Origin of the sequence: Treponema pectinovorum (assembly GCF_900497595.1) — a bacterium.
Taxonomy (GTDB): Bacteria; Spirochaetota; Spirochaetia; order Treponematales; family Treponemataceae; genus Treponema_D; species Treponema_D pectinovorum.
The window spans coordinates 348,296-362,004 of the sequence record NZ_UFQO01000003.1 but is presented as its reverse complement, the minus strand read 5'-3'; the positions used below and the strand labels follow the sequence as shown (position 1 = coordinate 362,004).

Below are 13,709 nucleotides of genomic sequence, written 5' to 3'. Positions count from 1 at the left end.
TTTGATATAAAATTTAACGGAGATAACATGAAAAAGAGTTTGTTTTTTTGCATGGCTTTTCTTTTTGCATTGGCCGCTAACGCTCAGAGTTCTTCAAAACTCACAGATATAATCAATACGGATAAGGCAACTTTTGCTCAAGCAGCTTATCTTTCTGCAATCTACACAAATGATATAAGCGATGACGAAAGTTATGAAAAAGCTGTACAAAAGCTCAAAGAGAAAAATATTCTTTCAGAAAAAACAGAACCTTCTGCTACGCTCACACTTGAAAAAGCAGCATTCATCTGTGCAAAAACTGTAAATCTAAAAGGCGGACTTTTTTACACGATTTTTAAAAATCCACGATATGCACTCATAGAATTAAAAGCAAAATCCATAATCCCAGCTCTTGCAGACCCAGAAGAAACTTTAACAGGAAGAGATTTAATTGCACTTTTTAACGGATGCCTGCCAAAAGACGATGAAGGAGCGACAAAATGAAAAAATTACTGGTTACATCTTTATTTATTGCCCTTAGCGCAGCAGTTTTTGCTTTTGACTGGGGTGGAAGTTTTTCAAACACATCAAAATTTGCAAATCAAAATGCAAAAGATGGATTAAAATTAAATCAAAAAAATGCTCTAAATCTTTGGGGAAAATATTCGCTAAACTCAACAGACTATTTTCTTATTCAAGGCAAATATCAATTTGAACACGACTTTGGACAGAAAAAAACGCTCAATTCAATAAACATCGATATCGCAAAATACGAAATGATAAAAGGTGATTTTACGATAAATGCAGGAAGATTTTTCTATTCCGATCTTTCTAAAATCATCTACACACAGAATGGCGATGGCGTTTTGGTAAACTTTAATAAACCTACTTTAAAAGCAAAAGCATACGGATTTTACACGGGTCTTTTAAACTCTCGCTTTGTAACGATACTTGGAGATTCACAAACAAAAAATGATGATGACAAGACTTATTTAAACTGCGAAAAATATGCCGTAGCGGGTTTGCAGTTTTCATTCCCAGATATTTGGAAAGAGCAGACAATTTCTACAGAATTTTTATGGAGTTCTAAACTTTCATCTGGAAAATTAAATCGCGGATATTTGCAAGCTGCAATAAAAGGACCTTTAACAGAAGGCTTTTTTTACGAAGTAAACAGCGTGTTAGGACTTTTGCAACAGCAAGGCAACGACACCAAATTTTCAAACCTTTCAAAAGCAGAGATATTCTATTATCCAAACTTTAAAAACTCTCAAATCTCTCTAAAAACTGTTTATACAACAGGAAATTCTAGCAAAGAAAATTCAAAAAAATCTGGATTTTATGGATTTACGAGCAATACTGCTGTAAAATCTATGGAAGAAGATGAGTATACGAGCATTTTTATGTGCGGTCTTTCAGCTTCTATAAAACCAATTTCTTCTGTTTTTTTAAGTGCAGGATTCGACACTGTATTTAAAACAGACGAAAATAACTTTAAATACAAGGGATTCCAGTACGCAACAAACCTTTACTATCAACTTTTGAGTGATGTTCTTTTAGGTTGTGATTTTTCGCAATATTTTGACAAAAATAATTCGGACATCAACAAAACTGCGCTGACACTCAAGGTTTCTCTCACATTCTAATTTTAGGAGGAATAAAAATGAAAAGAGCAATAAAAAAATTAACTGCGATTCTTTTTGTTACAACAATAGCGATATTCACTGCAACTTCTATGGAAGCAACAGTCGTTTCTTCTAAAGGAAAGGCAGAAGTTCAAAAAGGAAATTCTTGGGCTAAACTTTCAGTGGGAAATTCTTTAAAAAAAGGCGATGTGATTCAAACAGGTTTTAAATCTGAAGTTATCTTGAAGATAAAAAATTCTACAGTAACAGTTGCCCCTTTGAGCAGAGTGACGATAGAACAACTCGCAGAAAAGACTGACAAAGACGACACGAGGCTATTTTTAGACACTGGCTCTTTAAAATCAGATGTAAAAAAGACTGCCGACCGCAGAGTTGGCTTTACAGTACGCTCCCCAGTTGCAACCGCTTCTGTACGCGGAACTGTAATGGGAGTTACAAACACATTTAGGAGCACAGAAATTGTAGGTTACGAAGGTTCAGTTGCAGCATGGAAATCTTCTGGAAATCAGACTGCATCAGTTGCATCAGATGACGAAAGCGCACACTCGACTACAGAAGAAGAAAATTCTGCAAGTGCAGTTTCTGATGGTCAAGCGGCAGCAGGTGCAATACTTGTAAAAAAGAATATGACTTCATCCTTTACAGAAACGGCAGTGGTAACACCTATGGAAAATGCAGCAAAAGAGGCAACAGATGTAGGTGGAACAAAGACTCCCACAACACAGGCAGGTCTAGCATCCACAGAAGAAACAAAAACTGCTAAAAAGGCCAATGTTGTAATATCTGTCTCTTTTTAATTTTTATAATAAAAACCTAATAATAAGCTGAATACACACCCTAAAATTGAGCGATAAAGTTTGATTTTGGGGTATTTTTTTGTCTACATTCACAAAAAACTTAACTACTCACAAAAGATTAAATTTGATAGTATAAAAATATGAAAAAAAACTTATTTCGTAAATTAAGCACACTTACTTTGATTATATTAGTCTTATCTTTTTTTAATTCTTGCACAAAAAACAAAAACATCTCCTCTCCCATTCAAAAAAACGAAGAATACCTATCACAAACTTTAAAAACTGGCGTAAAATTAAAAAAACTCGATGAACAGACAAAATCTTTCCTAAGCGAAAAGACAATTGCTATTATTTTGGGACATAGTTACAACGATGAATCCACAATCGAAAATTTTTTGCAACTTTTAAATCTAAATTACGGCTTAAAAACAAAAAGCGAAGGCCTCATAAAAGTTTTAATTTATCCGAGAGATTTTATCGTTGCAGGAAAAGAAAGGATAAGTTCATTATATAATTCTCTCGAAGACGAAAATTTAGCGGGAATAATAACCTTTGGAGCGCCAGAAGGATTGTGCAACGCACTTGCAAGACTCGAAGACAAGAATCAAATCGATGGGAAAAAGCGATTATATCCTGTATTTGCATTTTTTCAACAGGATGATACTTTAGGCTCAGAATCTACAGCGGACTTCGTCCTTGACTACATTCCCAAAACAGAGGATTTGGATTTAGAAAATACGGCAGAAATTCCTAATTTTGATTCTGCAACCTTATTGATAAACGCAGTAGATGCAATGATAGAATTAAATGGAAGTCTACCGCAAGAAAAAACTTTACTTCAATTCGTGCAAAAAATTGTCGGCAAACAAAAAACTATTCATAGGTACAACGACTACGAGACAGGTCTAAAATCTGTAAATCACTTTATATTTGAATAAAAATTTACACGAAGAAATAAAATTTGCTCTAAAATTCACAAAATTATGCAAAAGATCACCAATGATTTGCAATTTTATAATTTCTAATTTTTCAATTACAAAACTGTTTTCCTTTTAAAGATAATTTTCTTTCATCTTAAATCCAAAATAATCGTGTCCTGGATAGACGGTTGTTTCTGGTTCTACAAGTTTTTTTAACCGTGCAAGGCTTTTTAAAATCAACTCTTCGCTTCCGCCCAAATCTGTTCTTCCCCAACTTTGATAAAAAACTGTATCTCCAGAAATTAAAATTTTTTCTTTTGCATTATAAAGGCAAACGCTTCCCATCGTGTGCCCTGGAGTATGCAAAATTTTCCATGAGAAAAGTGTATTTTTTAATTCTTTATCTTCTAGAGATTTTGAAAATTCACCTAAACATTCAAAGAGATTTTTTTCATCTTCGAGTTCAAAATCAAAATTGGGCAAAGAGCTAACATAGGGAATAAAATCTGAAAAACCAATATACGAAAGTTGTTTTGATTGAATATTTGCACAAGAGTCGCCTATCATAAAACTGTCTGCTTTATGAATTAAGATTGGAACATCAGGATACATTCTTTTTAGGGACGGAAGTCCTGCAACATGGTCAAAATGCCCATGAGTCAAAACTATTGCGACCAAGTCCAATTTATTTTGTTCCAAGTACGATGAAATCTTTTTTTCGTCTGAACTAAACGAACAACAGGCAGGATCAACAACAAAAACCTTATTCTCACAAAGCGAAACAACAAGCGAATTAACAAGAAGCGGTCCAGTTTGAATTACTTTTACGATAGACATTGACATTCCTCAACAAAAAAAAGACCGGCGCAAAAGAGCCGGTCAAAAGCACATATCAAGTGCAATAGTTTCTTATTGTATATCAGAAGAAGAGCTTGAACGAGGCTTACGAAGAGCCATTATTTCTTCATCGGACATTTCTACAGGTGTTTTTTCCATTTCTTTTGCAAAGGCTGCCTGCTGAGCGACTGTGTCAGAATTATTAACGGTAAAACTATCTACGATTGGTGCAGAAGTATTTTCAACATCTGGAATTCGCTCGTTGTTGACAAAATCATTTTTTGTAGATTCTGCTTGTTCGAAATTCTCGTCATCGTCTTTTTTTGCAGAATAACTTACAGAAAGTTTGCGACCTCGCCATTCAAAATCGTTTAAAGAAGCGATAACTTTGTCGGCATCTTCTTTAAAAAGTTCTATAAATGAATAATTAGCAAGTACCTTTATGTTGCCAATTCTTTCGCGTTCTATTCCTGCTTCGTTTATAAAAAGGCCGAGCAAATCTCTAGGATAAACTCTGCGGTTGCGTCCGATGCTAACAAAAACTGTTGCTGCATTTGCAGGATCTATTTCAACATGCTGAAAACGCTCTTTTGTTTCTGTATTTTCAGAATTTTCTGTTCTCTCTTTGCGTTCTTCAAAACGGCTATGGCGGGATTCTTCGCGTCTTGCACGGAAATCTTCTCGTTTTTTATTTGGATTAAAATGAAAAATCGCTCCGCTTGCACATTTCAAAAGATATGCTGCAACATAAGAGCGCCTTGTCAAAGGAACATTCTTCTTAAAAACTTTTTTAAGTTCTTCAAATCTTTCTGGATTTGCTTCTACCTTTGCAACTGCATCTTTTAAAAAAGCAGCCACTTGTTCCATGTTTAGTTCAGTTTCTCGTCTGTTAAAAGCCATCGTAATACTCCTTAAGTCAAAAAGGCTTATTTTAATTCGTAAACAAAAGCAAAATCTTCTTCCCTAAACCCCATTTTTTCGAGCATAGGTTTTAACACTTTTGGTACAAACGAATTATCTATAATAAAAAATTGAATTCCGTTTTCGCTCAAGCTGGAAATACATCTTTTTAAAAGTTCTCTCGCTATTCCAAGCCCACGGTAATTCTGTTTCACAAAAAGACCTGTCAAAAAAACACTCTCTTGTGTTGAGGACAAATCGGAAGAATATAAAAGACAACCAGCAAACTCATCTGATAAAGTGTGGCAGACAAAGCCTTTAACACTTTCGTTTTTTAGTCCCTGATTTATAAAATTAAACAGAGCCTCGCTCTGCTTAGAAAGGGCAAATCCCAATTTGCCAAAAAATTTTTCTTTTAATTCTTCAAAAAAAGCACTTGCAAGGTTCGCCGCGTCAACGCTGTCCAAATTGCAGTCAAACGCACGAAAGGTAAAATCTTCTAAAATCAGGTCGTCGTATTCGTAAAAATCCTGTTCTAAAGATTCAAGACCCCAAGATTCGCGAAGTGCATTATACCATTCGTAAATCAAAAATTTCATTTTCTTATTTTTAAAAGAGTGAAATCTTCGCTCTATTTCTGGGTACATCTTTAAAGTATTTTTAAAATTCTTAAATACCCCCCGTCCTTCTGCAAGAATCCCAGCAAACTGCTCGTAAGGCTCAACACCTTTATACGAGGCAACAAAAGATTCAAGCAAATTATAACCGTCGGAACTTGTCCAAACTGGCAACAGATAAATGTTTTCCTGATCAACTTCGCTATGGTCGCACTCAATAACTTTTTTTGTTCTTGCGTCCAAAGCAAAATCCTTTTGCTGATTTTCCATCGCAAAAAGAATTTGAGAGCAAAGCGAATCCGTTAAATCAAAAATCATCCGATAGCCCCAATCTATCACAGTTTTCACTTTGATTCAATTTGTTTGCAAAAAACAGACAAATTAAGTTCTACAAAATTGTCCAAAAATTCTTGTTCAAAAGCAAAGTTTTGATATTCAATAAAATCGCTTTTTCAGCAATTCCGGATTTTTCAAACTCATAAAACTACAATGGAAGTTCTGTGCGAGTTTTTATGATTTTTCCGACAAGCCCATATTCCAGCGCTTCTCCAGCAGTTAACCAATAGTCGCGTTCAGTATCTCTTTTTATAGTTTCAAAATCTTTTCCAGTTGCATCAGCAATCAATTTTGTTAAAACTTCTCTTGATTTTGTTATTTCCTGAGCGGTAATTTCAATATCGGTTGCAACACCACGGCTGGATCCCATAAGCGGCTGATGAATTAAAAAGTGGCTGTTTGGCAAGCTGAATCTTCTTTCTTTTGGAACAGACAAAAACAAGGTTACACCCATACTTGCAATCAACCCCATCCCAATCGTGTAGACAGGCGCATTTATAAAACGGATAACATCGTAAAGCCCAAAACCATCGTCAATCGAGCCACCTGGCGAATCGATGTAAAGATATATAGGTTTATCAGATTCCGCTTCCAATACAAAAAGTTGTTTTACAATTTTTTCGACAAGTTCTTCGTTCACTTCGCCGCTTACAATAATCTGGCGAGTCTTTAAAATCTTGTCCATCAAGTTGTCGGGAGAATTTTTTTTCTCTTTTTTTTCTTCTTCGTTAATAAAAATACTCATGGTTAAAATATATTAAAAATAAGCGCAGTTGTCTAATAAAATAGATTTTTGTAAATCATTTAAGAATTCATTTTTTTAGGAGGGGAAAGCCTTCCCCTGCGGTCGCACTGCGTTGCGCCCTACCCCTTCTCCTGGGGCTCTGCCCCAAACCCCGCAAAAAGTTACAACAAAGTAAAAATTTCAAAGATAAAATTTTTATAAAGTAACTTTACTTTACGCTAGAACAAATATTTGCAAGAAATTTGCGCAAAACTGTTTCTTCTAAAGTTATAAAAATCAGAATTTACATTGTCGGTTTTTATAAGCATTCCAGACGCTGTAACAGAAAAATCGTCAACAGTTTTAAAAGTTACAGAAGGCATTATGACAAAATCCTTTGTTTCAACTTCGTATATGCCTTTTAAGTCGAGTTTTATATTTTCGTGCAGATAAGAATCGGTAATATCTACAATCAACTTATTGCTCGTGTATTTGTCGTCAGAATTGTAATCGACATCGTTTACGTTTGCACTATCTTTGATTTTTTTGTTGTTCAACACGTATTTGCCTTGAGTTTGAACGTTTAAGTTTACATTTGAAACTGGCAAATCCATATCAAAACCAAACACCCACTGAATGCTATTGTTGTGAACGCTTGAATCGTCTCCTGCGGTGTCTTTTGTTAAATAATATGCGCCTTCGCCTCTAAGATTGAACTTCCAAAGAACAGTTGCCATTTCTACACCAAAAACCTGCAATCTGTCGTAACAAAGGAATTTATCGTCTTCTGTAATAGTTGCTCCCGACAAAACTTTTGTAACATACGAAGCAACTTTCGTAGAGTCGCTAGAAGGTTGCTTGTAGTGTCCATAGTAATAATTAAAACCTAAGTCAAAATGCCCAAGCGTAAATGTGCTGCGTAAACCTGCTTGTCCATATTTTAGAGACGCTGTATCTGGATAAAGATTAGAAGCAACATTAGAAGAAGCAGACAGGGCTGTAAGATAGGCAGTTTCCGTTGCAGCAACATACTTTGTTATAGCAGTAGTTGCAGTATTCATAATAGTAAAAGGAGTACTCGTATCAAGCCCATATTTAGCAAGCGTTGTAGCATTATTTGTAATAAGTGCTGTAAGTTTAGCACCAGCATTAGCGTCTCCTGCACCATTATCGTAAAGAGAGGCAAGGGTTGCCGCTTGAGAAGCAAGATTATTTGCATTTACTTTAGCGTTAGTTGCATTTACAAGGTAAGCTTTTACAAAAGATTGTAAATTGTTAGCAAGCCTTTTAGACGCATAAGGCTGCCAGATTCCACCGCTTGCAAGGCGGTCTACGCTCATAACTGGGGTGTAAATCGCTTCAAATTTAATGTTTGACGCTGTTGAATAAACTAGGCGCAACATTGGCTCTGCAATTCGGCGTTCAATATAGTCTGGGTATACAAAATTCGTGTAATCGTTTGCGTTAAAGTTATCGACTACGTGAATTTTGTCACCCTTGCCCCAGACAACTTTCATTTTGCCTGCTTCCAGCTGAAAATTTCCAAGATACGCACGAGCACTAAATTCATCAAGGATATCCGCTTTATATTCGCCCAAAGAGTTTTTATTGAATTTTAATTTAAAATAGACTTCAGAAGATGAACCGTTATAATCAAAATTGAGGGAAGCTTCCGGGATGCTTTCGACTTTGAGGTCTTTTGCAGAATATCTTTTGCCAGAATCGCCATCTTCTCTAAAATCTGCGTACGCTCGACCAGACATTTTAGCACTTCCGCTTATGCTAACAACAGGCGAAGTAGAAGAAAAATCAGAATCGCTTCCAAAATCATCCCATTCATCCGCGATTGCATAATTTAACGCAAAAAAAACGGATGTAACAAAAATCAATTTTTTTGTAATTTTCATATCCTTTCCTATTTTTTTAAGTCGCTTTTCAAAAGTAGAAATACACGGCTAAATAATAACGACATCAGAACGAGGTCGACATAAATACCTTATAACTTTGTTTATTTATTTTCCACTGGTACGAAATTGAAACCTCACATCATTGAAACGCACATCCGTGTGCGACAAGCGGCAAGGTCTACTTGTAGCCCCGCTACCCGCCTGCGAGCTTCCAACGGCAAGGGATTGGCGTTAACGAAGAACTTCCGTGTTTTTCTTTAACTGACAGTTTTTGCAAAACTGTCAATATTTTTTGTAAGTCGCACCTCCTGTGCGACAAGTGGCAAGGATTGGAAGGGCGCGCAGCGTTGCGACTTGTCGCAATGAAGCGAATAGCGGAACCCTGTAAAGCCTGATTTTTGCGAAACTTTAGTGGAGCAAAAAGCCGCCCGTAAAATCTGTAAAATCCGGCTAAACTATTTTTTTCTTGTTCCAGACTTGCAAAAGCCTCTGCTGATTTTCTTCCGTAGAAAGCAGAAATTTTGCAAAAAGTTCATTTGTGGCACTAAAAGTTTGCGATAAAACTTCCTGTTCATCGTTTGAAAAAGGCGAAAGAACGTAATCTGCAATGTCCCTGTTGAGAGGTTTTGTAAGTCCAAAGCGCAGACGCCAAAAATCCGCGGTGCCAAAACAGGCTTTCATCGAACGAAGTCCATTGTGACCTCCAAGCCCTCCGCTCCACTTTAAACTTACGGTTCCCAACGGAAGTTCAAGTTCATCGTGAACAACGAGAATTTCTTTTGCATCTATCTTAAAAAAATGTGCAAGTTCCAGAACGCTTTCGCCACTCAAGTTCATGTAAGTGAAAGGTTTTAAAAAATAAATTTTTTCGGGTGCGTTCTGCGGAACTAGCGGTGCAGTGCCGTCTTTTTTTGCATACATTCCAGTCTGAGCAAAATATTCTGCAAGTTTTTCTGTTTCAACAGCGGCATATTCGCCTTTAAATTTGGTCTGCCAGTTTAATCTATCGTAAAAAGGAAGCTCTCTTGCAAACTGCCACGCAACATTATGACGAGTTTTTTCGTATTCAAGTCCGTAATTTCCTAAAAAAGCAACAAGTTTTATCATGATTTTATTATAGCAATTTATTGATTAAGGTTCACGCAATACAAAACAAACAAAATTACATCGACAGCTGGACTTCAAATATATATCTAAAAATTCACGGATTTTTAAAACGGTTTTGTGATAGAATAACGCAGAATATTTTTAGGAGAAATTATGGCAGATTACAAGATTTTTGAGCCTGCACCGGAAGGAACTCCAGTTTCGGGCTTTGTTCATCTCCACGTTCACTCGGATTATTCGCTTTTAGACAGCTGCGCTAAATTGGACGACTTGGTTGCAAAGGCAAAAAAACTGAATATGCCAGCGCTCGCTCTAACCGACCACGGAAATATGTTTGGAGCTTTAAATTTTGAAAAACTCTGCCACGCAAACGGAATAAATCCTATAGTCGGCGAAGAATTTTACGTTGCATTCGGCAGCCACTTAGAAAAAAATGATGTTCCGTATTCGCACAAAGGAGAAGACGGCGAAAGGCAAGCGCATTATTTTCACCTGATACTTTTATGTGAAAATGAAACTGGTTACAAAAACATGAGCTGGCTTTCTTCCATCGCTTACCAGGAAGGTCTTTATTACGGAAAGCCGAGAATCGATTTTGAACTTTTAGAAAAATATCACGAAGGAATAATCTGCTGCTCTGCCTGTATCGCTGGTGAACTTCCTCAACTGCTTCTGGCAAATCGCGATGAAGAAGCAAAAGAGGTTGCCTTAAAATACAAAGCTCTCTTTGGAAAAGACCATTATTATTTTGAATTGCAAGACCACGGACTTGAAGACCAAAAATATGTAAACAAAAAATTGATAAAACTCGCCCGAGAGCTCGATATTCCGCTGGTTGTTACAAACGACATTCACTATGTAGAAAAAGAAGATTGGGAAGCTCAGGATTGCCTGCGCTGTATAGGTTTTAAAAAGAACATGACAGAGCCGCATCAAACGATGGGCGCTGAAAGGCACGAATGGTATTTTAAAACAGAAGAAGAAATGCGACTCCTTTTTCCTGATTGCCCAGACGCTTACGAAAACACTGTAAAGATTGCAAATATGTGCAACCTCAAAATTCATCAATACAAGACAGAAGAATTAAAAGCCTGTCTCCCGCGGTTTGAACTTCCAAAAGAATTTAGAATTCATGGAGACGATTACGCAAAAAATCAAGATGACTACATGCGCCATCTGGTTGAACAAGGCCTTAGAAAAAGATACCCAGAAATAACTCCTATAATACGGCAACGTGCGGAATACGAACTGGGAATCATATTTAAGATGGGTTTTTCAGGCTACTTTTTAATAGTTTGGGAATTTATAAACTGGTCAAAGTCCACTTACGACAATGTAAACAATCGGCCAAAACCTTACATTCCAATAGGCCCAGGTCGAGGTTCGGGGGCAGGTTCTCTCGTAGCGTATTCGCTTGGAATAACAGACATTGATCCTTTTAGGTTTAAACTGATTTTTGAACGCTTTTTAAATCCAGAGCGTGTTTCCATGCCGGACTTTGACGTTGATATGGACTTCGATTATCGTCAGGACATAATTCAGCATACGAGAGATTTGTATGGCGACCCGCAGGTTGGCCACATTGTAACCTTTGGAACTTTAAAACCAAAAAACTGCATTGCCGATGTAGGAAGAACACTCGGAATCTCGCTCAACGATGTTAATATGCTAAAATCTAAAGTTTCTGAAAACCTAAAAGCAAAATTAAAAAACTGTTTTGAACCTGCCAACGAAAAATTCCCGGACGGAGGGCAACTCGCTCCTTACCGACACGATCCTAAATACGAAAAACTCTTTGACCTCGCCTTAAAATTGGAAGGCTGCAAACGCAACACAGGTCTCCACGCTTCTGGAATGGTAATTGGTCTTACAGAACTTCCAAACTGGGCACCGGTTTTTAAAGATTCAAAAACTGGAGAAGTTGGCGTTCAATATACGATGGACATAATAGAACCGTGTGGGCTTGTAAAATTTGACTATTTGGGATTAAAAACCCTTTCGCTAATCCGCTACGCAGAAGACATAATCAACAAACATAAAAAAGATGGCGAAGAACTTTTTGACTGTTCAAAAGTCAGCGAAACCGATAAAACAACTTTCGATCTTTTTAAAAGAGGCGATTCGGTAGCGGTCTTCCAGTTTGAATCTCCAGGAATGCAAAAAATCTTGCGTCAGTTCCAACCAGAAAAACTAGAAGACCTTGTAGCGTTAAACGCTTTATATCGCCCAGGTCCTATGCAATTCATTCCAGACTATATAAACGGCAAATGGAAGCCAGAAACGATTCATTATCCGGATGAATGTCTGGAAGGCATCCTAAAAGAAACCTACGGCGTAATGGTTTACCAAGAACAAATCATGCAGGCTTCGCAAAAAATAGCAGGCTTTTCTTTGGGTGCTGCGGACATGCTTAGACGTGCCATGGGAAAGAAAAAAGCAGAAGTTATGATGGGAAAAAAGGCTGAATTTGAAGAAGGCGCTATAAAACAAGGCTTTACAAAAGAGCATGCAGATGAAATTTTTGATAAAATGGTTCCATTTGCAGGCTATGGTTTTAATAAATCTCACGCTGCTGCATATTCTGTATTGGCATATCGCACTGGCTGGTTAAAAGCAAATTGCCCCGCAGAATTTATGGCAGCAAACCTTACAAACGAAATAACTTCTACAGATGGACTTCCTATATACATTGAGGAATCAAGGCGAATGGGAATTCCTGTTGACCCGCCAGATGTAAACCGTTCAGACGCAAATTTTGATGTAGTTGATGGACACATCGTCTTTGGTTTTAGAGGAATAAAGGGAATGGGAACAGGAGCGGCAGAAGCAATCGTAAAGGAAAGACAAAAAAATGGACCGTTTAAAAATTTTATGGATTTCTTAGAGAGGATAATCTGCCAAAAAGAAGACGTACTCGAAGATGAAACCGGCGGAAAAAAAGGTGAAAAAATCGCCGTAAATAAAAAATCCGTAGAAGTATTGATAAAATGCGGAGGGTTTGACAACCTTGACAAAAACCGGCCAACCCTAATCGAAAACCTAGATCGAGCGTGGGCATATACAGAAAAAAAACATTCTGGCGGAGAAGAAGGACAGATAAGTCTTTTTGAAGACACTGGAGTGCAAGAATTTGCGGACTATAAATACGAAGAAGTTGCAGACTGCTCAAAGATGGAAAAACTCAATATGGAAAAAGAACTCATAGGCTGTTATGTTTCGGGACATCCTTTAGACGACTACAAAAAAGCCTATGAAAAAGCAACTCTCAATTCACAAAATATGGCAAGAGAAGTAAAACAGGCAAAGGCATTAAAAAATTCTGTTCAAGAAGGTGGAAGCAATTCTTGGCAAAACAGGAATTCTGGAAAAGACTACATAGCCTTGGGAATGCTTACTTCACTCAGACCTATTGTAACAAAAAAACAAACTACGATGGCTTTTGCGAAATTGCAGGATTATGCAGGAACTATAGATTTAACATTCTTTCCAAAAACTTGGGAGCAGCTTTCAGCGAAAATCGAAGAAGAAAAAATCTACGCATTTAAAGGAAAAATTGACACCTCACGAGAAGAGCCTTCGTTTATTGTGGATTCATTGGAAGACCCTCAAATTCTGCAAAACAGGGCAACTCAGGAAGTTCATATTCAACTCGACGATGAATTTTGCGAAGAAAGACAAATTTTTTCTTTAAAAGAATTTTTATTTGGCAATACAGGTAATTGTTCAGTATATTTTCATGTAAACGCAGGAGAAAATTCTTATACGATAAAAGCAAATACTCAACTTTCTGCTCCAGGAACAAAAGAATTTATAGAGAGCGTGAAAAATCAGCCTTTTGTAAAAGATGCATGGGCTGTATAAAAAGTGATTTCGATTAGAACTCACGCTTTTTATTTTCAGTTTTTGTTGAAAATAAGAAATTCCGCGAGTTCTAAAAAT

11 protein-coding genes are annotated in these 13,709 nt (G+C 36.9%); 5 read left to right on the top strand and 6 right to left on the bottom strand.

Going from position 1 to position 13,709, the window contains the following annotated elements:
- The first annotated feature begins 27 nt into the window (after nt 1–27).
- The 4 genes from FXX65_RS06200 to FXX65_RS06185 all read left to right on the top strand — a co-directional run bounded on the left by FXX65_RS06200 (nt 28) and on the right by FXX65_RS06185 (nt 3,360).
- Nucleotides 28–483, top strand: a complete 456-nt coding sequence (locus tag FXX65_RS06200; protein ID WP_147615547.1) for a hypothetical protein — start codon at nt 28–30, stop codon at nt 481–483.
- Entirely contained in the window at nt 480–1,625 is a 1,146-nt protein-coding gene (locus tag FXX65_RS06195; protein WP_147615546.1) for a hypothetical protein, read from the top strand. Before FXX65_RS06200 ends, FXX65_RS06195 begins: the two co-directional genes overlap by 4 nt.
- Before the next feature lie 17 nt (nt 1,626–1,642).
- Nucleotides 1,643–2,422 carry a FecR family protein gene (locus FXX65_RS06190; protein WP_147612916.1) on the top strand — a complete coding sequence of 260 codons (780 nt, stop codon included), beginning with the start codon at nt 1,643–1,645 and terminating at the stop codon, nt 2,420–2,422.
- Nucleotides 2,423–2,562: 140 nt separating this feature from the next.
- Nucleotides 2,563–3,360, top strand: coding sequence for a hypothetical protein (locus tag FXX65_RS06185; protein ID WP_147615545.1), 798 nt, complete (start codon nt 2,563–2,565; stop codon nt 3,358–3,360).
- A gap of 114 nt (nt 3,361–3,474) precedes the next feature.
- Here the strand turns inward: FXX65_RS06185 and FXX65_RS06180 are convergent, their stop codons facing one another.
- The 6 genes from FXX65_RS06180 to pth form a co-directional block, all read right to left on the bottom strand.
- Nucleotides 3,475–4,179: an MBL fold metallo-hydrolase gene (locus tag FXX65_RS06180; RefSeq protein WP_187116230.1), complete on the bottom strand. Its 705-nt coding sequence runs from the start codon at nt 4,177–4,179 to the stop codon at nt 3,475–3,477.
- Between the two features lie 72 nt (nt 4,180–4,251).
- A complete protein-coding gene (locus FXX65_RS06175; RefSeq protein ID WP_147615543.1) occupies nt 4,252–5,079 on the bottom strand; it encodes a DbpA RNA binding domain-containing protein in 828 nt (275 codons plus the stop codon).
- 26 nt (nt 5,080–5,105) lie between these two features.
- Nucleotides 5,106–6,014, bottom strand: coding sequence for a GNAT family N-acetyltransferase (locus FXX65_RS06170; RefSeq protein WP_147615542.1), 909 nt, complete (start codon nt 6,012–6,014; stop codon nt 5,106–5,108).
- Nucleotides 6,015–6,180: 166 nt separating this feature from the next.
- Nucleotides 6,181–6,777, bottom strand: a complete 597-nt coding sequence (locus tag FXX65_RS06165) for an ATP-dependent Clp protease proteolytic subunit (RefSeq protein WP_147612921.1) — start codon at nt 6,775–6,777, stop codon at nt 6,181–6,183.
- A gap of 218 nt (nt 6,778–6,995) precedes the next feature.
- Nucleotides 6,996–8,663, bottom strand: a complete 1,668-nt coding sequence (locus tag FXX65_RS06160; RefSeq protein ID WP_147615541.1) for a hypothetical protein — start codon at nt 8,661–8,663, stop codon at nt 6,996–6,998.
- A gap of 450 nt (nt 8,664–9,113) precedes the next feature.
- Nucleotides 9,114–9,770 (bottom strand): aminoacyl-tRNA hydrolase, encoded by a 657-nt coding sequence (gene pth, locus FXX65_RS06155; protein WP_147612923.1) that lies wholly within the window; start codon nt 9,768–9,770, stop codon nt 9,114–9,116.
- Nucleotides 9,771–9,923: 153 nt separating this feature from the next.
- Here pth and dnaE point away from each other — a divergent pair, with 153 nt between their 5' ends.
- Nucleotides 9,924–13,631 carry a DNA polymerase III subunit alpha gene (dnaE, locus tag FXX65_RS06150; protein WP_147615540.1) on the top strand — a complete coding sequence of 1,236 codons (3,708 nt, stop codon included), beginning with the start codon at nt 9,924–9,926 and terminating at the stop codon, nt 13,629–13,631.
- Nucleotides 13,632–13,709: the final 78 nt, after the last annotated feature.